General features: G+C 44.3%; 19 protein-coding genes. 3 read left to right on the top strand and 16 right to left on the bottom strand.

The features are described 5' to 3' along the window. Positions 1-11 precede the first annotated feature (11 nt). Positions 12-941 (top strand): metal-dependent hydrolase, encoded by a 930-nt coding sequence (locus MSG93_RS13725; RefSeq protein ID WP_324622211.1) that lies wholly within the window; start codon positions 12-14, stop codon positions 939-941. 108 nt (positions 942-1,049) lie between these two features. Here MSG93_RS13725 and MSG93_RS13730 read toward each other — a convergent pair whose 3' ends face one another. Next, complete coding sequence (locus tag MSG93_RS13730) at positions 1,050-2,528, bottom strand: NAD(P)/FAD-dependent oxidoreductase (protein ID WP_324622212.1); 1,479 nt, start codon at positions 2,526-2,528, stop codon at positions 1,050-1,052. A gap of 355 nt (positions 2,529-2,883) precedes the next feature. Here MSG93_RS13730 and MSG93_RS13735 point away from each other — a divergent pair, with 355 nt between their 5' ends. Continuing rightward, positions 2,884-3,879, top strand: a complete 996-nt coding sequence (locus tag MSG93_RS13735; RefSeq protein ID WP_324622213.1) for an AraC family transcriptional regulator — start codon at positions 2,884-2,886, stop codon at positions 3,877-3,879. Positions 3,880-3,951: 72 nt separating this feature from the next. Here the strand turns inward: MSG93_RS13735 and MSG93_RS13740 are convergent, their stop codons facing one another. The 14 genes from MSG93_RS13740 to MSG93_RS13805 all read right to left on the bottom strand — a co-directional run bounded on the left by MSG93_RS13740 (position 3,952) and on the right by MSG93_RS13805 (position 17,391). Next, complete coding sequence (locus tag MSG93_RS13740) at positions 3,952-5,145, bottom strand: hypothetical protein (protein WP_324622214.1); 1,194 nt, start codon at positions 5,143-5,145, stop codon at positions 3,952-3,954. Positions 5,146-5,292: 147 nt separating this feature from the next. Beyond that, a complete protein-coding gene (locus tag MSG93_RS13745) occupies positions 5,293-6,933 on the bottom strand; it encodes a thiamine pyrophosphate-binding protein (protein WP_324622215.1) in 1,641 nt (546 codons plus the stop codon). Between the two features lie 38 nt (positions 6,934-6,971). Then, positions 6,972-8,438 carry an aldehyde dehydrogenase gene (locus MSG93_RS13750; protein WP_324622216.1) on the bottom strand — a complete coding sequence of 489 codons (1,467 nt, stop codon included), beginning with the start codon at positions 8,436-8,438 and terminating at the stop codon, positions 6,972-6,974. Positions 8,439-8,450: 12 nt separating this feature from the next. Continuing rightward, positions 8,451-9,242, bottom strand: coding sequence for an aspartate dehydrogenase (locus MSG93_RS13755; RefSeq protein WP_324622217.1), 792 nt, complete (start codon positions 9,240-9,242; stop codon positions 8,451-8,453). A 9-nt stretch (positions 9,243-9,251) separates the two neighbouring features. Further along, positions 9,252-10,046: an SDR family oxidoreductase gene (locus MSG93_RS13760; protein WP_005286958.1), complete on the bottom strand. Its 795-nt coding sequence runs from the start codon at positions 10,044-10,046 to the stop codon at positions 9,252-9,254. A 22-nt stretch (positions 10,047-10,068) separates the two neighbouring features. Then, positions 10,069-10,884 (bottom strand): alpha/beta fold hydrolase, encoded by an 816-nt coding sequence (locus tag MSG93_RS13765; protein WP_005286961.1) that lies wholly within the window; start codon positions 10,882-10,884, stop codon positions 10,069-10,071. Positions 10,885-10,917: 33 nt separating this feature from the next. Continuing rightward, positions 10,918-11,439 (bottom strand): cupin domain-containing protein, encoded by a 522-nt coding sequence (locus MSG93_RS13770; protein ID WP_324622218.1) that lies wholly within the window; start codon positions 11,437-11,439, stop codon positions 10,918-10,920. 34 nt (positions 11,440-11,473) lie between these two features. Continuing rightward, positions 11,474-12,697, bottom strand: coding sequence for an MFS transporter (locus MSG93_RS13775; protein WP_005231168.1), 1,224 nt, complete (start codon positions 12,695-12,697; stop codon positions 11,474-11,476). A gap of 40 nt (positions 12,698-12,737) precedes the next feature. Then, positions 12,738-13,949, bottom strand: coding sequence for an NAD(P)/FAD-dependent oxidoreductase (locus MSG93_RS13780; protein WP_324622219.1), 1,212 nt, complete (start codon positions 13,947-13,949; stop codon positions 12,738-12,740). A 26-nt stretch (positions 13,950-13,975) separates the two neighbouring features. After that, complete coding sequence (locus tag MSG93_RS13785) at positions 13,976-14,908, bottom strand: VOC family protein (RefSeq protein ID WP_324622220.1); 933 nt, start codon at positions 14,906-14,908, stop codon at positions 13,976-13,978. An 11-nt stretch (positions 14,909-14,919) separates the two neighbouring features. Further along, positions 14,920-15,684: an SDR family oxidoreductase gene (locus MSG93_RS13790; protein WP_324622221.1), complete on the bottom strand. Its 765-nt coding sequence runs from the start codon at positions 15,682-15,684 to the stop codon at positions 14,920-14,922. Then, positions 15,677-16,744: an aromatic ring-hydroxylating oxygenase subunit alpha gene (locus MSG93_RS13795; RefSeq protein ID WP_005231177.1), complete on the bottom strand. Its 1,068-nt coding sequence runs from the start codon at positions 16,742-16,744 to the stop codon at positions 15,677-15,679. Before MSG93_RS13795 ends, MSG93_RS13790 begins: the two co-directional genes overlap by 8 nt. A 17-nt stretch (positions 16,745-16,761) precedes the next feature. Further along, a complete protein-coding gene (locus tag MSG93_RS13800) occupies positions 16,762-17,061 on the bottom strand; it encodes a recombinase-like helix-turn-helix domain-containing protein (protein ID WP_004772875.1) in 300 nt (99 codons plus the stop codon). Positions 17,062-17,085: 24 nt separating this feature from the next. Continuing rightward, positions 17,086-17,391, bottom strand: a complete 306-nt coding sequence (locus MSG93_RS13805; protein ID WP_005231180.1) for a non-heme iron oxygenase ferredoxin subunit — start codon at positions 17,389-17,391, stop codon at positions 17,086-17,088. A 268-nt stretch (positions 17,392-17,659) separates the two neighbouring features. On the opposite strand from MSG93_RS13805, the gene MSG93_RS13810 reads away from it, so the two are divergent. Next, positions 17,660-18,472: an IclR family transcriptional regulator gene (locus MSG93_RS13810; protein ID WP_005231181.1), complete on the top strand. Its 813-nt coding sequence runs from the start codon at positions 17,660-17,662 to the stop codon at positions 18,470-18,472. A 62-nt stretch (positions 18,473-18,534) separates the two neighbouring features. Here MSG93_RS13810 and MSG93_RS13815 read toward each other — a convergent pair whose 3' ends face one another. After that, the gene (locus tag MSG93_RS13815) at positions 18,535-19,341 is read right to left on the bottom strand and encodes an SDR family NAD(P)-dependent oxidoreductase (protein ID WP_324622222.1); all 807 of its coding nucleotides are present in this window, start codon (positions 19,339-19,341) and stop codon (positions 18,535-18,537) included. Positions 19,342-19,362 lie beyond the last annotated feature (21 nt).

Below are 19,362 nucleotides of genomic sequence, written 5' to 3' on the forward strand. Positions count from 1 at the left end.
GGAGAACTGTAATGCACCCTAAACAACGACTGGAAAACCATTATTTGGAACAGCGCCGTGTCCAATTTGATTTTAGCCAAACCCCTGAACACTGGATTTATAACAATCCTTTTGCCACGCATTTAATTAATGCCGTGCATTTAATTTTACCAGTGGGTGAACTGTGGATGTGTCGTGCCTTTAATGAAGCGCTACCCTATGTAAAAGATGAAAAGCTTCGTGCTGATGTAAAAGGCTTTGTACATCAAGAAGCACATCATGCCTCTGCCCACAAAGTCGCGCAAGACTATTTAAGACATTATGGCTATGAAATTGATGACTTTATTGCTGCCCTAGATACAATATCGAAGCAACTCAATACAGCGCCTTTGGGCTTGGCATTACCGCAAAATCTGGCTTATCGCTGGTTAACCGTCCGTGTCGGCATTGCCGCAGCAGTCGAGCATTTCACCACCATGTTGGGAACCTGGTGTCTGGATGACCAACCTTGGCAAAACAAAACTGCCGATGAGATGATGTCTGATCTGATGACCTGGCATCTGGCGGAAGAGGTTGAGCACCGTAGTGTCGCTTTTGATCTGTATATGCATTTATGTGGTGAAGACAATAAAACTTTTGCCTATTTACAGCGCCAGATGATCATGATGGGTGTTGCGCCAGGCTTTACCCTCGCGATTTATCAATGCTTTAAGAAATTAGCACAGCAAGATACACAGGCCCAGCGCTATAGCCAGTACGGTTTACTGCGTTCTTTGGGTCAAACCGCAATTGAAAATGCCCGTAGCAAACAGGTCCCAAGTTTCTTCTCCATGATCTTTAGTTTAAGGCATTGGGTGAAACCAAGTTATCATCCCTACGATGAGGGAGATACACTTAAGGCCTTAGAAGTGATTAATAACTCTGCTGCAGTAAAAGCCCTAACCAGGCTCCGCGTCTGTTAAAGCAAAGTTGGTCACTTTTCTCAGGCACATCAAGTGCCTGTTTTTTTAATTCTAGATTAAATAAAAAAGCCTTATGCAATGACATAAGGCTTTTTTTTATCGTTAACCTTAAAGGAATCTATAATTCTTGCTATCAAAGTGCTCCAGATCATTTCTCATATATTGCATGGTCCAAGGATAATTAACCACATTGGTTTTATTTTCATCCAGATAATAACTTGCGCAACCACCTTGATTAAATACCGTGCCATGTAGCTTATTCTGCAATGTACGGTTAAATTGATCATCCGCGAAATGATTGATTTCAAAGCTGGCCAATTGATTATCCAGTACAAAACGAATTGCCTGAACCGCATAGTTCACCTGATTTTCAGCTGCCGTAATTAAAGAGTTATAGCTAATACTATTCGGTCCAAGCAACATAAACGCATTTGGCAAATCCTTGATCACACAGCCTTTATAGGCTTGAACAGTTTGTTTTGACCAAATGTCATCCAGCAAAGTTCCTTTTTTAGTGATAATCCGTTTCGCAATCGGCGGTTTTGCGACCTCGAAACCGGTACTCCAGACAATAATATCCAGTTGGATTTCTTGCCCATCGACCAAAATCCCCTTAGGGGTAATCTCCTTCACTCCTTGATTGATCAGATTTACATTTTTTGCAGCCAAGGCCGGATAATAAGTATTGGAAAACAAAATCCGTTTACAGCCCAAAGTAAATTTAGGAGTTAGCTTTGTACGCAGTACTGGATCCTGAACCTGATAATGCATCCAGTTAATCAATCCTTTGCCCAATACATTCAAGGTTTTGGGTTGATTGACACTTGAACTGAACATATCCATGGAAATGCTGGTGACTTTACGCAGCGATTGCATGGTAAAAGGGACTTTTTGCTGTAAATTTTTAGAACTTTCATTCAATACCAGATTCGGTTTTGGAATCACCCACGGTGCTGTTCTTTGAAATACATACAGTCGCTCAACGATGGGCTGAATTGCAGGAATAATCTGAATCGCGGATGCACCTGTTCCAATGACGGCAACCCGCTTGTTGCTTAAATCAACCGAGTGATCCCATTGTGCAGAATGAAATACCTTTCCCTTGAAGCTCTCCAAGCCCTTAACAGCTGGAGTTGCGGGTTCACTTAGAGGCCCGGTCGCAAAAAATACGAACTTGGCGGTGTAGCGTCCCTGATTGGTGTCAATCAACCAGACTTGTTGCTCATTTGACCAAGCCGCAGTAGATAGCTCGGTATTGAATAAAATATGTTGATCCATTTTAAAGCGGCTGGAGACATCTTTAATATATTGCTGTATTTCTTTCTGTTTCGAGAAAATATGGCTCCAATTGGGATTCGGGGCAAATGAATAAGAGTAGATGGATGACGGTACATCACATTCACAACCTGGATAAGTATTTTCACGCCAAACGCCCCCAACCTCATTGGATTTTTCCAAAATAATAAAATTATGAATGTTTTCCTTCTGGAGTTTTATTCCTGCTGCAATCCCTGAGAAACCGGCACCTATAATCACCACATCAAATGAATAAGCTTTAGTATTCCCATTTTGACCTAAATCTGACATTTTCCACTCCAAGAGATAAAGTTTTACTCGCTAAGCCTTTCAATACATTTCAAGTAGGCTTAAAAGACATATCCTTGGAAAATAATTAAATTTAGTACTAAAAACTTGACAGTAAATGCCACGGAGAAGAAAGATAAGTCAAATCAACACAATTTACTTATTCAACCATCTAATAATATTTTGATTTTTAATAGAATATTTCTCCAACTCTAAATAAAAGTATTCTGTCCTTTGATGATAAAGCTGAATGTGAGTAAATACGTTAAAATAACCAGGTAAATAAAAAAATCTGATCAATCCTATATTTTATTCACATGAAGTTAAAGGATTTGACTTTGATATCAGCAGAGCATTTATGACCGAAACACCAAGTATTCCCTCGGTTCTATTAGAACTGATTGCAAAGTATTTACAACAAAGAAATATGTCCAATTCCCAACTCGATGAATTGAGTCAACAATATGCTCATCAACAACGAATGCCGCTAAGTAAATGGTGGGAATTATTAGAAGAAATCTACCAGCAACATCCGACACCAGTTTTGGGGCACTATATTGGCGAATTGGCTGAACCACACCATATTCATATTTTAGGCTATTTGGCACTTTCCAATCCTAATCTGAACAGTTTTTTAAACTGCTTCAAGAATTTTCAGCCAATTTTACAAAATTCAGCGGCCTTTTCAATCCTGCAAAAAGAAGACAGCTTTTGTATGTGCTGGACCCCAGTGGTGCATAAAAACTCCCAACTTTCCAATGAGGTGCTAATTTCTGGTGTAATCAGTACAATTCGAAAAATTTTACATCGTCCCGATATCCAGCCTTTAAAAATAGAGTTTTCAGCTGTGGCGCCAGCAGACTGTACGCCTTATCAACAGGTCTATGGCTGCCCTGTCAGCTTTGATTCTGAAGTACTACGCTTATGGCTGCCACTCGAAATCCTGCATCTACCGATTCCGAGCAGCGATCCTCATCTCAAAAAACTATTGGATCAACAGGCTGAAGCCTTACTTAAAAGTATCCCAAACCCGGATACCTTTTTGAAAGATCTACAGTTGCTCATCGTCAATATGCTCAAGAGTGGCGAACCCTCTGCAGAGCATATTGCCAGACAGATGAAACTATCCTTAAGAAGTTTTTATCGTAAATTGGGCAGCTATAATTTGCAATACAGTGATCTGGTTAAAAGTATACGTTTAGAACTGGCAAAAACTTATCTGATTAAATCGGAACTCTCACTGACGGAAATTGCGTTATTGTTGGGTTATGCCGAGCAAAGTGCTTTTAGCCGTGCCTTTAAACAATGGGAAAAAGTATCTCCCTCTGAATATCGAAAAAATCATCTTCCCTAACCCACGCTTAAAAAGTAAAAGGAGTGAATCATGGCCATGACTCACTCCTTCTAGAAACGTAATGAATAAATCTTAGAAACTAAAGCCTATATTGAGATTGATACGGTATAACCATTGGTCACTATAGGGTGAAACCGTTGAGGTATAACCTGTGGCATTAGAAGCCCCACCGATAATATTGGAGTTTTTACCCCAGGTATAATCGGCCCAGACCATAAACGGTGAAGCAATAAACATCATCCCGGTGGTATTCATTTGTGAAGCTGACCAGTCATCACGTTTCTTGTCCATATAACTATAGTCATTATAGAAACGGATGGCCTTGAGTTTGCCCATATCCTGCACAGGCAAGGTATAAGCCAGATTTAAACTGGCAACAGTGGCTTCCGAAGCAATAAAATATGCAGGCGTAAATCCATTATTACCCATCAAGGTCACATCATTGCTCACGCCATCTGGGTTTTTGGCATCATATTGATAATGAATCACCGAGCTTTGTAAATTAAAGCGCTTATAATTATTGTCGCTATGCAGACCGACCGCATAATACTGACCATTCTTATCGGTAGTCTTGTTATGCAGTTGCGCAATCGCACCCGACACACCAAATTCCTGCTTGCCGAATTCAGTTTCAAGTTTGCGTACAATACGGGTGTTAAACTGATGGCGCTTTTCATTTTGGTAGGCTTTTTGAGTTGGGAAAGCATTTTCAGCCAAATCATCATAAGTGGCACTTTCAGGCGAATAGCGCAGACTGGTATCCAGCATCTGCGGATAATAGCCCAGCTTGATATCCCAGTCCTTGTTATTAAAATTCCAGTTCAATCCGGGTGCGATATTATTGCCATAGCCCAGGAAAAACGGAATATGGTAAGTCCAGCCATTTTGCGGATAAGGATAAATCGCAAAAGGTTTGTACACCAGACCAGCTTCAATACTGTTGTTCTGATCAAAATTATAGCCCACATAGGCTTTCTCGACCGAACGCTTTTCCTGATCCTGAAACAGGTAACTGGCATTAAAATAGGCATCGTCAAACTTGCCTTTCAGGTCAACCCTGAAAATATCAAAATAAAGCTTACCGAATCCGCCATTCGGTCCTTCCCAAGCTTCATAACGCTGATTCAGTCGCACCACCCCGCCGAGTTTAACTGAATCAGTTCCATCTTCACTTTTCCATTCTAGGGCTGAGCTTTGTGCAAACACCTGGGATGGTGTACCCAAATAACATGCAGCAAGCATCGCGACCATCACTGTCTTTTTCATCGGTTGTTCCTTCGCTTTCGTCCCAACGATCCTGTTGGTCTTGTTGTTGTTTTACCTATAAAACATAGTTTTTATTGCGTTATGGGCAAAAAATTTTGCCCATAACGCGGTCTTCACATCAGCACGGACTGCCAATGCTCAGTGGGATTAGTACAGTTTTTTCTGTGGTGGACCTGCGAAGTTCAATGGCCCAATTGAATGCATATCCAGTTCAATCACACTTGGCCCTTGAAAAGCAACCGCTTGCTGAATCACGGTCTTGAATTCATCAGCACTGCCCACTTTCCAGCTCTTCACGCCCATCGCTTCGCCTAAAACCTTATAGTCTGGGGTATGCAATTCATTGAAATACTGGCGACCACCGAAGTAGTTGTTTTGAATACCGCGCATCACGCCATAGCCACCATCATTCATGATCATCAGCACCATATTGGTATTTTCTTGCGCCATGGTTGCGATTTCGCCGATGCCTAACATTAAACCACCATCACCGACCAAGCCAATGACTTTTTTATCAGGATTGGCAATCGAAGCACCAATCGCAGTCGCCAGCCCCAAACCAATGGCACCTGCTAAAGAGTGAATATTTTGATTCGGTGCCTGTACCGGGAATAAACGGCTGCCCCAGGTACTGCCTGACATAGTAATGTCGCGTACGAAAATACCGTCTTGTGGTAATGCAGCGCGTAAGTGATCACAGATCAAGGCATATTGATCAAGCTGCTTGCGTAAAGCTTCAATCGCAGCCTGTTTTGCCTGAGCCACTGCTGCATCATAATCTGCGTCAACTTTTGAGATACCTTGCAGGCCCGTCAATACACGTTGCAGCACATCTTTGGCGTCACCACAAATGAAATTACGAACTTTGTAATTACGCTGTTGTGCGACTGGATTGGCATCAATCTGGATAATATTGTCAGGGAATTGCACTGAATAGGTCTTGGTTTCATTACTACGTAAACGTGAACCCACCACTACTAATAGATCAGCATCTTTAAGCAACTGCTCTACGCCAGCCGAGTTATGGAATGCGCCTAAACTACGTGGATGATCATCGGCCAATACGCCACGCGCATGTGTTGATGACACCACAGGAATACCAAGATCAGCAATCGCCTTGACTTCTGCCACACTGTTCAACGTACCACCACCGATCCAGAACACTGGACGTTTGGCTTTTTTCAGTTCATCGACAATCAGGTCAACTTCGATCTGTTCAGCCTGTGGCAATTCCAGTGCTTTCACTGGCCCTAAGTTCAATGGCAAATCGATTTCGGCTGCCTGTACATCAATCGGTAACTCAACACTGACTGGCCCCATCGGCACTGTCGTGGCGACACGAATCGCTTCACGGATCACACCCACCGCATTGTCAGGGCTGGTGATACGAAATGCAGCTTTGCTCGATGCACGCAAGAAGGTCAGTTGATCTTTGGTTTCATGAATAAAACTGGCATCACGATCCAAATATTCACGTTCCACCTGTCCGGTTAAATGCAACACTGGACTGCCTGCATTCATCGCTTCAATCAGTGAACCGACCGCATTACCTGCACCCGCGCCGGTACTGGTGAGCGCCACACCGAGTCCTTTAAAACGAGAGTGACCATCGGCCATGGTGACTGCACCTGCTTCACCGCGTGCCGCCACAAAACGAATTTTTTCACGGCGACCCACTGCATCAGCAATCGGTAAGTTATGGATCGAGATCACGCCATAAATACTGTCTACTTGGTGTGCTTCTAAAACACGGGCGATGGCTTCGCCGACATTTACACGTTCTGTCATTTATATATTCCTCAAAAACTGTTCATTCCATGAATGTATTAATTCGCCCAAGGATTTGGCTGCTCGCTTAATCCCATATAGATACTTTTTTGTTGCATGTAAGACAAAATGCCTAAACGACCTTTTTCACGCCCGATACCACTTTCTTTAAAGCCACCAAATGGCGCTGAAATCGAGAATTTTTTATAGGTATTGATCCAAACCGTACCCACTTCTAAAGCACGGGCAATTTGCCATGCCTTACGATAGTTTTCCGTCCAGATGCCTGCGGCAAGACCAAAACAACTGTCATTGGCTTGGGCAAGCAAATCTTGTTCATCGTCATATTTCATCACCACCAGCACAGGACCAAAAATCTCTTCCTGACAGGTTTGTGCTGAATTGCTTAAGCCCGTGATAATGGTTGGCAAGTAATAGCTACCTTTGGCAAACTCACCTTCGGTTAAGGCATGACCACCCACAAGGACTTGTCCACCTTCTTGTTTCGCAAGCTGTACATAGGCATCGACAGAAGCCAAATGCTTCGGGTTAATCAAAGACCCGAGATGTACGCCTGCTGTTTCAGGATGTCCAACACGTAAGCCTTTAGTGATCTCAACCAGACGATTGAGGAACTGATCATAGATGCTGCTGTGTACAAATAAACGTGAACCTGCAATACAAGCTTGTCCAGCCGAACTAAAGATGCCATAAGCCACGCCCTTGGCTGCCAGTTCAATATCTGCATCTGGCAATACAATCGTTGGAGACTTTCCACCCAATTCCAAAGAGGTGGTGATCAGTTTATCGGCTGCTAAATGTGCCAGATGACGACCCGTGGTGGTTCCACCAGTAAATGAAATTTTACGTACCAAAGGATGCTTTACGATTGCATCACCAATCACCGAACCACGTCCGACCAGTACACTGAGTAAACCTTTCGGTAGTCCTGCTTCTTCAAAGATTTTGGCGAGTTCCAATGCAATCAAAGAAGTCACTTCCGCAGGTTTTAGAATCACTGCATTACCGCCCGCAAGTGCAGGTGCCAATTTTTGTACTTCACTGGCAATTGGCGAGTTCCACGGGGTAATTGCAGCGACCACGCCCACAGGTTCATGCACACTCATGGTCATGAAATCTGCGGTACGTTGCGTGGTCAGCTCATCATTTAAGGTTTCACACGCTGCAGCTACATAACGTGCTGTTGCCGCTGCACTTAGGGTCAAGGCACGAGTTTCAGCCAATGGCTTGCCATTATCACGAGTTTGCAACTTTGAAAGCTCATCCACACGCGCTTCAATAATGTCGGCCACTTTATATAAAATACGGGCACGTTCATGCGGCATGCTGTTGCGCCATTCCGCCTTACGCCAAGCCGCATCTGCCTTTTCGATGGCTTCATTGACATCGTCCAGACTCGCCGTTGATATTTCAGCATTCACCGATTGATCTGCTGGAAATAAACTTTGAATCGTAGCGCCTTTACCTAATCGCCATTCACCTGCGATATAAATTTCCTTTACCATGATCAAATCCTTTTAAATCTGAATTGCTTCAACGCTATTGCGGCAAGCGCGAATGACACTTAATGCAGCCAAGGTTGAGGTTTTGGGATTACTCGCCAATGGGACCCCCACCAGTTCAACGGTCATCTCACCAAACACGCCTTCCGCCACGATGGTGTGTTTGTTTTTGTTGATATTTGGATCAACCGTCAGCTCCACCAGGGTCTGATCCATACCCAGTCCAGCCAGTGCAATTGTGGCGGCCACATTGGCATTGGCTGGAAACTTCAAGGCAGCTTCTCTGGCTGTGCCACGGAAAAAAACCGTTGCTTCGCTGACCTGATCGAGGTCGACCAGTTGTTCTGCATAGCTGCCACGCCAGCTTTTCGGACTCTTACAGCCCTTGTAAGTGACCTTTTCCAGACCGCCTTCTTTGGCTGCAGAGATACCATCAATCCCGGCAATTGCACCTGCTAAAAGGTGCAGATGTGCATCATGTTGTTCTGCAGTTTTTTTCAGTTGAATTAAAAATTCGTTATCCGCCAAAGTGCCCACTGAAATCAGGCCAATGGTCCAGCCTTTTTCCAGCACTTTTTGCGCATGTTCTTTCACCGCTGCCTGACCAGCCACTTCAATCACATAGTCCGGTGTACCCTGACATTGATCAATTGAAGAAATGACCTGTACATCAGCCGCAACCTGCGCCCGTACTTTTTCGACACTGCGTGCAGGGACCACAATCCATTTAAGTTGCAGGTCTTGAGGCATATGCGCATACACTTCTGCTGCCATGGCGCCAAAACCGATCATCATCAACTGTTTCATGGGAACACCTTATAAATGTTTATTAAATCCACCAGAGACATCGAGTGTCGAACCTGTGGTATAGGATGCTAAAGGTGATGCAAGGAACACCAAGGCACGTGCCGGTTCTTCCGGCTTGCCTAGACGTTGCATTGGAATACCACGGTTTTTGGCGATATTGCCAGTCCACTGCTCCCATGTTGCATTGAGGTCTGAACGGGTTTCAAAACGGCGTTTCCACTGGGCCGACTCCACCATGCCCAACAGGATTGAGTTGACCCGGATGCCGTACTGGGTAAATTCATGCGCCAGTGAATGGGTCAGGTTCAGCAATGCCGCACGTGCAGATGAAGTCGCAATCATGTGCGGTTCAGGTTGCAGGGCCAGCAAAGAATTCACATTGGTAATCGACCCGCAAGCCGACTGTTTTAAATCTTCCAGAAATGCCCGCACAGGATGCAACACACTGAAATACTTCAGTTCAATTTCCTTCATCCAGTCTTCATCCTGAGTATCTTCAAAATTAGACACACGGCCCTGACCTGCATTATTGATCAGCATGTCGACATTGCCCAGATGCTGATGGACCTGTTGGGCAAAGCGTTTCACATCTTGTTTATCCAAGACATTGCATGCGCTGGTGAAGATATTGGCATGCGGATATTGTTCTAAAATATATCGTTTTGATGCTGCCAAACGCTGCTCATCACGGCCACACCACGCCACCTTGGCACCTTCTGCAACTAAAATTTCGACTGCAGCCAAACCAATGCCTGACGAGCCACCTGTGACAACTGCTACTTTTCCTTCAACTTGGAAGCTCATATCCATATCTCTCGTTTAAGTCTTAATGCGCCGATAAAACAATGTCGTTAAACTGTTCAGGTTGATCGACATAACTCAGATGACCTGCATCGGTAATGAGATGACATCGGCTCAATTGCATTTCTACAGCCAGTTCCTTGATCGCTTGCGCAGGTGTAATTCCATCCTTGTCACCCGCAATGACCACACAAGGAACTGTCAGTTCTGTTAAATAATTTCGAATTTCGTCATACGCCAGCAAATAAGATGCTCGGGTAAAACCGTCTAATGTCAGTTGCCCCATCACTTCACTGACCAATGCCAGTGCCTGAGGGTCCTGTTTATAAATCAAATGCGGACCACGACTGGCTGCCATGCCTGCATTGCCCAAGCTTTTCAACATATTTGGTCGTTTTTGATAGACCTGTGCTTTGGTGTCTTCATCGGAACGTTGATAGCCTTGTGCCGCATTGGCAAGCACTAAAGTCTGTACCCGTTCAGGATAAAGATGGGCAAATGCACTGGCTTGCAATGCACCCAATGAATGACCAATCAGCATGGCTTTTGCAATGTTCAGCGCATCCATCAACCCCAATACACGTTCTGCATAATCACTTGCATCCGGTTGATCTGTGCTTAAGCCATCGGATAAGCCATAACCCGGTGCATCCCAGGCAATGACATGAAAATGCTGACTGAGTGTCTCTAGCTGGTTAATCCAGGATGCTGAACCCGAGCTAATCCCGTGTAGCAAAATCAGCGGCTGGCCTTGACCTGCTTCGCGGTAAGCCTGCACAGCGCCATTGACGACAACGGTTTTAACGGGATAGTGAATTAAGCGCTCAGTCAGGGTCATCATGTCATTCCTTCTACAGTTATGAAATCAATCGGATTAACGTTTGATTTGAGACAATGGATGCTCAGGTGGATAGTTCGGAATGGTCGGCTTACCCGCACCCAACATCACACACATCAAGGCATCTTCCTGACCCGGATTAAACAAGCCACGATAAATACCCGGTGGAATTGAAATCAGGTCACGCTCTTTCAGTCGGGTCTCGAATTTTTCGTCGTTATGTTCAATGAACAGGTCAATTTCGCCACGTAACATGAAAAACACTTCTTCCACATCGTGATGAATGTGCAAAGGCCCTTCGCACTGTGCTGGAAGCACCATAGTTGAAAAGGTAAAGTTTTCAGCTGGAACCGTATTGCCATCATTGACCACACCTGTTGCACCAGTACCCATATAACGCATTTGTGCACGGCGATATTTCGGGTCGTAATCTGCCTGAAACTTCAAGGCATCGAAATCATATTTACGTGTTTCAAAGCGTGCGATACGGGTATTTAACCAGTCTTGTAAGCTTGTACCTTCAGGTTGTGTCCATGATTCAAATTGTTGAGTAGTCATGTTTTAACTCCTAGGTTTTTGTTCAATAGTTTGATTAATAGCGTTTCAATAAAGGAACCAAGAAAAACGATCCGATCACGGCGACGGCTGCCAGGAAAGTAATTCCTAAATTAAAACTGTGGGTTTGCATCACGATGTAACCGATCAGAACAGGTGCAATTGCACTGGCAAAATTCCCCATTCCGTTGAAAATTCCACCCGCAGTTGCCCCCACATCGGCAGTGGTGACACGGGCAAGTAAGGCGAATACAGCTGCGACACCAAAGCCCCACGCCATTGCACTTAAAGACATGGCCGCGATAACGAGAATTGGGTCAGTCATAATGACCATGACATACATAAAGATGCCTGCCACCAACAGTCCACTGAAGACCTGAACAGCACGGCGGCCTAACTTGTCAGAAAGGAAAGCACCAATCACTTCACCAATCAGCATGGCAATAAATGGCAAGCTTGAATAAATACCAAACTCTTTGAGGTTAAAGCCTTTGTCCTGAATCAGATAAGAAGGTACCCAGCTGTTTAAGCCCCACAGATAAGTCATCAAGGCAATATTAAAAATACATACCAGCCAGAAAGCACGGTTTTGCAATAACAGCTTGGTATTGTGAATATGACCTTTGAAATTCAAACGCTTGCTGCTCGATTCCAGTTCAATGGTTTTCTTGAGTTGTAAATTACGCAAACCAAATGCAATGGCCAGCAGTGCAATCACCGTTAAACCCGCCATTACAAAGAAGGTGGTGTGCCAGTCATGCTTCGCAAGTACCGCTGCGGTAATGGGAAAACCCAGAAATGCACCAATTGGTGTTCCTAACAGGAACATGGTCGAAGCACGTGCCTGCTGGCGGTCGGTATAAGTCTGTTTAACGATGGCATACGCCAGTGCAAACAATGGTCCCTCAGCCAAACCCAGCAAAACCCGCAAAATCAGCATGCCGGTATAGTTGGTGGTAAAGCCCATGCAGAACATCAGGATGCCCCACGAAGCGACGCTCCAGAACAGCATTTTCTTCGGATTAAAAATATCGCCGAGGAAACTCAGGAATACCGAGGAAAAACCATAGGCTAAGAGAAAGCTGGTCATCAGCCATCCCAACTTGGCCTTATCTTGTGCAATTCCCATGGCACCTTGAAAGTGCGGGTCGGCAAATAATACGGCAATACTGATTTTGTCGAAGAATGCCAGTACGACACATACCATCAGGACAAAAGCAGGAACCCAATGCTTTAATCCACTTTTCTCTTCATTACTCATACTTCATCCCTTTGATTGAGTCATGAACCGGATTTAATGTTTATGGTTTTAATTTCATGACATTAAATTCAGGGTCTGCTAATAAGTTTGGGTCTAACACGGTATTCGACTGCATCCAGCGCTTTGCCAGTTTGACCAGTTTTGAATCATTAATGGCGATCATGTTGAGTAAACGGTTTTGATCATCCAGATACAAATAGCTGCATTGATCATCTGCGCTTTTACGAACCACAATCTGCCCGGTTTTTTCAGGTTGATAGGTGCCTAATATCTGAATATTGAAGTGATACTGATCAGACCATAACCACGGAATATCGCTATATTCGGTTGCGATGCCCAGCATTGATTTTGCTGCGGCAATCGCCTGATTCTGTGCATTGGCCCAAGACTGGATGCAATAGCCAAGACCCGGATGAATCGCTACATCACCTGCGGCATAAATATCCTGGTCAGACGTCTGTCCAAAACCATCCACCACAATGCCATCTTTCACGTCCAGACCTGCGTTGACACCCAGTTCTTTAGCAATATCTGCACCAGCACCGACCACCACACAATCGAACAGTTCACTTGCATTCGGATGATTCACCACTTCAACTTTTTGCTGACCGGCTTCAATCAAATGCAGATTTTTACTATCTAAATGAATCTGTGTCCCTTGTTGCTCATGCATGTTTTTCAAGAACTCAGAGACATCGGGACTGACGCTACGCGCGCACAGACGATCGCCATATTCAAAAATATGAACCTCTTTGCCTTGTTTACGTGCTGTCGCTGCAATTTCCAGACCGATCCAGCCACCACCAATCACGGCCAGCTTTTGCGAATGCTGCAAAATTTCGGCTAAACGCTCACAATCCTGAACATTACGTAAAGTCACCACATTGGGAATAAACTGCCACGTATTCACAGGAACACGCGCACGGCTACCTGTGGCAATCAACAATTTGTCATACGGTAAAACCTGACCGCTTTCCAGAACCACCTGCTTTTGCTGGCGATCTACCTGAGTAGCAACTGCTGGCTTGTGCCATTGGATATTAAAATCCTGCACCTGCTCTGGAGAAAACAGATGCAAGCTTTCATAAGTGGCTTCTTTTGAAAGTACCTGTTTTGACAATGGCGGGCGTTCATAGAACACACGGTCTTCATTAGAGACCACATGAATTTCACCTGCATAACCATTCTGGCGCAAGGTACTGACGGCCCAACCTGCGGCTTGTCCTGCACCCACAATTACAATTCTTTCCATCGCTTGCACTCCCTGCTCAACCGGACTTATACAGGTTTGATCTGACGGCGGGTCTGATCATCCAGACCGCCTTCAATCGCCCATTCTGTAAAGAGTTCCAGACGATGTTCTTCGATGCGTGGCTGCCATTCTTCAGTCAGGTAGTCATCGTTGGTGTAATACTCAAATGCGCCACCCAGCGGTGAATTGACATACCAGAAGTAAGCTGAAGAAATCGGATGACGCCCCGGGCCAATGAAAGTCGACCAGTCAGAACGGTTCATGTGCAATCCACCACCAATCACCTCATGGATATCACGAACGACGAATGCGACATGATTGAGTCCAGCAGGTTTATTTGGCACCGAAAGCAAGAACAGGTCATGGTGGAAACCTTTACCGCGACAGCGTAAGAATGCACCACGATTGCGATAAGCATCTGATAAGAAGAAACCAAGTTTTTCGATATAGAACTGTTCCGTCTTTGCTAAATCAGGGGTAAAAAACACCACATGACCAATTGCGACCGGTTGCCCCTTGTCATAAACAGGGCTGGCTGCATTGACACGCTGCACGTTGCCGTACTGGTTAATGCCTTCTGTTTTTAAGGCAGGTAGATCTTGGGTAAAGCTTTTCTGAAAGCGAATGGTCATGCCATTCGGGTCCAGACACTGCACCATGTCCGCAGTGGCCTGATAACCCTCTACATCCTTTAAAGCGGTTGCTAAATTTGCCAAATCCTGTGCCGCATCATCTAGCCCCCAAGTCACTTCACGTAACGTTGAACCTGACTCAATGGCTTTTGGTAAACGCTGGTCATCGCAATCATATAAGTAAATCTTGCTGCCATTTTGGGTCTGGTAAAGATCAGTCCCTTCAATATCCGACTGGCTTTGCTTGAGACCGAAATCTGCCAAAAATTTATTCGAAGCAGCTCTGTCTTCAACGCCAAACTTTAAAATCTCAATCCCTGTAATCATGAGATGACTCCTTAATTAAAGACAAAACCGCCATTTACCGGAATATTCTGTCCTGTCACAAACGAGGACAAATCTGACAGTAGATAAAGGGCTGTTCCGTTCAAATCCTGTGGTAACTGCTGACGTTGAATCGCACGGCCATTCACATAGAGATCATGGCGTTCTTGCGGCACATAGGCTGTAGCTTCGACCAAAGTCAGTCCCGGTGAAAGCGTATTGATACAGATATTGAACGGTCCAAGTTCTCTCGCCATGGAACGGGTCATGGCGGTTAATGCACCTTTGCTCGCCACATAGGCCATCAGATTCGGTGCGCCCCATAAAGCAGTATCCGAAGCCACATTAATAATTTTGCCTGCACTAGATTGCTGGAGATAAGGCACCGCAGCCTTGGTCACCAACCAGGTACCTTTGACATTGATGTTCATGACACGATCCCAGAGATCAGGGTCATAATCCATCATGCTTTTACCACCGACATTGGTTGCCAGTGCGGCACAATTCACCAGACCATCTATTCCGCCCATGCGTTCAGCCGCTTGCTGAACTGCTTGCTGGATCGAGTCGGCATTTGCCAGATCAATACTGACCGCATCAACCTTAAAGCCTTGTGCTTGTAAAGCAGCGGCTTCTTCTTGTACCAGATCAGTCAAGATATCAGCCATGACTACTTGAGCGCCTGCTTCCGCAATCGCTTGTGCAAAGTCTCGACCCAAGCCTCTTGCCGCACCTGTGACAAGGACTTTTTTGTCCTGTAACAATGCGACATTAACCATGAACTTCTTCCTGCATTTCAATACGGTTTGAGGTATTCAATGCTGCAATTTTCTTTAACTGTTTTTCCGCTTCTTTTTTCATTAAACGGCGTAAACGGGACAGACCAACATCATGTTGATACAGGAATTCGTGTTGACGGGCATTCGGTGCAAGATTTTCTAAAATAATGCGATCCTGTTCCAATACATCCCAGTGCAATTTTTCTAAGTGATTGCGGTAAAGGAAACGCCACACATTACGTTGCCAGCCACTAACTTTACGACAGCGCCAGAAAAATACACGGGTATTGTTGGCATCAATCGGGGTGGCATAACCCACAATCCAGAACTCGCCGCCTGGACCAAAGTCTTTACGATACGGGATTGAAAGACGTAACCAGCTTGCACCAGTATTGGCATATTCAACCCAGTCAAAATTCACACCAACCTGGCCTTCTTTTTCAAAAATAAAGCCATTTGGCGTTGAACGATGTTTCATTTCCGCCGTACGGTCACCCTCTGCCATTGAGTGTGAGGTGCAATGCAAATAACTGCCGTGCATCGGGTCCATGACATTATCAATCGCATACTGATGATTCACTTTCCAGTCCGCCTGACATAAGAATGAACTCCATTCTTCACTTGCCAGTTGTTCAGGAAAATCTAGCGGCTTAGGTTCTTCATTGGCATCGATACCGAACCACATGAAAATTGCACCATGCTGTTCAATCACAGGATAGCTTTTGACACATGAAGTACCTTTCATTGGACAATCATGTACCGCAGGCACATCTTCTACCACGCCATCATGGCGAACTTCAACACCGTGATACCAGCAAGCCACACGATTGCCCAGATTCCAGCCCAAAGAAAGACGTGCGCCACGATGCGGGCAACGATCCTCCAAGGCATGCACCTGACCTTCTGCGTCACGCCAAACCACGATATTTTCACCTAAACGGGTAATACCGACTGGATTTGCAGCCACTTCCCAGCTTGCTAACACAGGATGCCACTGATCACGTAAACCTAAATCTAAATACTCTTCTACACTTGGAGTCACTGATACTGCTGCGTTCATCACTATTCTTCCTTGAATTAATAACCTAAACGTTGCATTTCTTCTGAGAACTTTTCAGAAGTCCAAAGCTCACCAGATTCACAGCGAAAACCTTGCTGGTTTAAAGACTGGACTAAATCTGTGAGTTCAGTGACGCCTGTAGAAAAGGCTTTGATGAGATGCTGAACAAAATCCTGTTCATAGACCGTTGGCTCTTTATAACGCGTTTGCCAAACCAGCAACTCTGCCTGTCCCGGTATCTGAATATTGTTAATCCCTGCTTCGGTTGCTGGCGTGGCATGAATCCAGTTCGCTAGCTTCTCATTAAAAGTTTTCATGAGATTCCATCCTTAAAAATAAACTTATAGTTGAATTTGAACGTCCTGCCCTTCAACCCGTACCGGATAGGTGCACAAATCACGGCATCCCGGCCCACTCTTCAACTCACCTGTCTGGATATCAAAGATCGCCTCATGCAACGGGCATTCCACGGTCTGATCTTCGATAAAGCCTTCGGTTAACAAGGCATAGGCATGGGGGCAAACATTCTCGATAGCAAAATAATTGTCATCGATGAAAAATACGCCAATTTTCTTACCGTCGACTTCAATGGCTTTCGGCTCGTCTTCGGTGATGTCGTCTTGCTGACAAACTGAGATCCAACTCATCCTTGCATCCTCATTTGTTTTATATATAAAACATTATTTGATATAACAAACTTTAGATAAGAATACTCCCATGATGTTTTTTCTGTCAAATTAAATATATTTATAAAATTCAATATCTTGAATTTTAAAACACATTCTTTTACGTTTTACTAAAAAAATTTTGTTTTATATATAAAAAAATATTTTATAAATCTAATTGCAGTTACAATACAAATCGAAGAAAACGAAATGTACAGCAGTGTGCTTTTTTGATAGGAAAATTGAACAGATGAATTCAAGCATTGAAACAGACTCCCAAGAATCTGATGCAATAAAAAATGAAGAACGCTATTTAGTCCCTGGCTTAGTGCGTGGTTTGGCAATCTTGCAAGCGTTTAACCAGCAAACCCAAGAAATGACCATTACCGAAATTGCCGAAATTCTGGATGTTAACCGTTCCAGCGCTTTTCGCCTGATCTATACGCTGGAGTCTTGTGGCTTTTTACGCAAAGCCTCACAGAAAACCTATGCTTTGGACTCAAAGGTCATGGAACTTGGCTTTAATAGCTTAGCCAGACAGTCCTTACTGGATTTAGCCACACCATTAATGAAAGAGCTGCGTGATCAAACCCAGCTTGCAGTCCATCTTTCAATTCTGGAAGGTACACATATTGTTTTTATCAACAATATTCAGTCCAATGGCACATTTACCAGCAACATCGGTCTGGGTACACGCTGGCCTGCACATGCAACCGTAATTGGGCAAATGCTATTGGCAGATTTAACTGAAGCCGAAATTAAAGAGCGTTATAAAGGTTTTAATCAATGGGACACTTTTTCTGAACTTACCCCGAAAAATCTCAAAGAGCTGTTACAGCGTCTCCATTTTGTAAAGACACAACGTTCTATGGTGAGTTGGGGCCACTATAACCATGATATGGCTGCTTGCGCTGCGCCGATTTATAAACAATCCACCAGTAAAATGGCCGCAGTTTTATCCGTGAGTTGTCCGCTTGGCAGTTATGATGAACAGTATTTTAGAAATGAAGTTGCCGAAGCAGTCATTCAGACTGCAGACAAGATTTCTAAATTTATCTATTAATATAAAAAAGCAGCTTTCGCTGCTTTTCTTTTAACTCGGAATTGCCAAGTTCTGGTTTTGGCTTAAAGATCTGCTTCCAATTTATTTTTTAAACGTTTATCCATGCGCTGAAACAATGGTCGGGATAGATTCATCATCCAGGTTGGTACGGTATTTAAAAGTGCATTGGCCACCAACCCTGTCTTGCTGCTAACACGATAGGATTTTTCAGTAATCGCTTTCACAATCCATCCTGCTGCCGTTGCTGTATCCAGCATTTTCATATGTTTATAAATCGCCGTTTTAGATGACATTGGTGTTCTAACCATCGGAAAATACACAATGCTGACATCAACGCCTTTGTCCTTAAGCTCCATTGACAAAGAGCGGGAAAAAGATTCAAGCGCGGATTTACTGGCCAGATAGGCCGAAAACAAAGGAATGGGAACTTGCGTTGACATGGTCGAAATATTAACAATATGCCCTGCACCATTTTCCAGAAAATGCGGCAATATATGCAGGGTCATATTCACCGCAGCAAAATAATTAATCTGCATGGTGCGCTCGTAGTCATGTAAACGATCAAGTGACTCGAGTATAGGACGTCGAATTGATCGAGCTGCATTATTCACCAGCACATCAACCTTTTGATGCTCGGCTAAAATCAAGGCGATGCAGGTTTTTAACTGCGCCGAATCCGTAATATCTGCTGGGTAGATAAATACTTGCCCTGCCTGTGCTTGAATAACTGAATGTATGCGTTGCAGTTCTTCAGTGCGGCGTGCAATAAGACAAACTTTCGCACCTGCTTGTGCAAGTTGAATCGCCGCTTCTTCACCAATTCCACTGGAAGCACCAGTAATAATAATCGTCTTATTGCTGAGATCCATCGTTTTCCCTCTTGCTGGATA

This window comes from Acinetobacter sp. IK40 (genome assembly GCF_035615075.1).
GTDB lineage: Bacteria > Pseudomonadota > Gammaproteobacteria > Pseudomonadales > Moraxellaceae > Acinetobacter > Acinetobacter courvalinii.

Bases quoted from the DNA above. Each gene is read 5' to 3' on its own strand.
- MSG93_RS13810 (WP_005231181.1), top strand. From the start codon at position 17,660: ATGAATTCAAGCATTGAAACAGACTCCCAAGAATCTGATGCAATAAAA.
- MSG93_RS13785 (WP_324622220.1), bottom strand. From the start codon at position 14,908: ATGATTACAGGGATTGAGATTTTAAAGTTTGGCGTTGAAGACAGAGCT.
- MSG93_RS13805 (WP_005231180.1), bottom strand. From the start codon at position 17,391: ATGAGTTGGATCTCAGTTTGTCAGCAAGACGACATCACCGAAGACGAG.
- MSG93_RS13745 (WP_324622215.1), bottom strand. From the start codon at position 6,933: ATGACAGAACGTGTAAATGTCGGCGAAGCCATCGCCCGTGTTTTAGAA.
- MSG93_RS13800 (WP_004772875.1), bottom strand. From the start codon at position 17,061: ATGAAAACTTTTAATGAGAAGCTAGCGAACTGGATTCATGCCACGCCA.
- MSG93_RS13770 (WP_324622218.1), bottom strand. From the start codon at position 11,439: ATGACTACTCAACAATTTGAATCATGGACACAACCTGAAGGTACAAGC.
- MSG93_RS13815 (WP_324622222.1), bottom strand. From the start codon at position 19,341: ATGGATCTCAGCAATAAGACGATTATTATTACTGGTGCTTCCAGTGGA.
- MSG93_RS13740 (WP_324622214.1), bottom strand. From the start codon at position 5,145: ATGAAAAAGACAGTGATGGTCGCGATGCTTGCTGCATGTTATTTGGGT.
- MSG93_RS13760 (WP_005286958.1), bottom strand. From the start codon at position 10,046: ATGAGCTTCCAAGTTGAAGGAAAAGTAGCAGTTGTCACAGGTGGCTCG.
- MSG93_RS13795 (WP_005231177.1), bottom strand. From the start codon at position 16,744: ATGAACGCAGCAGTATCAGTGACTCCAAGTGTAGAAGAGTATTTAGAT.
- MSG93_RS13730 (WP_324622212.1), bottom strand. From the start codon at position 2,528: ATGTCAGATTTAGGTCAAAATGGGAATACTAAAGCTTATTCATTTGAT.
- MSG93_RS13790 (WP_324622221.1), bottom strand. From the start codon at position 15,684: ATGGTTAATGTCGCATTGTTACAGGACAAAAAAGTCCTTGTCACAGGT.
- MSG93_RS13780 (WP_324622219.1), bottom strand. From the start codon at position 13,949: ATGGAAAGAATTGTAATTGTGGGTGCAGGACAAGCCGCAGGTTGGGCC.
- MSG93_RS13725 (WP_324622211.1), top strand. From the start codon at position 12: ATGCACCCTAAACAACGACTGGAAAACCATTATTTGGAACAGCGCCGT.
- MSG93_RS13750 (WP_324622216.1), bottom strand. From the start codon at position 8,438: ATGGTAAAGGAAATTTATATCGCAGGTGAATGGCGATTAGGTAAAGGC.
- MSG93_RS13735 (WP_324622213.1), top strand. From the start codon at position 2,884: ATGACCGAAACACCAAGTATTCCCTCGGTTCTATTAGAACTGATTGCA.
- MSG93_RS13755 (WP_324622217.1), bottom strand. From the start codon at position 9,242: ATGAAACAGTTGATGATGATCGGTTTTGGCGCCATGGCAGCAGAAGTG.
- MSG93_RS13765 (WP_005286961.1), bottom strand. From the start codon at position 10,884: ATGATGACCCTGACTGAGCGCTTAATTCACTATCCCGTTAAAACCGTT.
- MSG93_RS13775 (WP_005231168.1), bottom strand. From the start codon at position 12,697: ATGAGTAATGAAGAGAAAAGTGGATTAAAGCATTGGGTTCCTGCTTTT.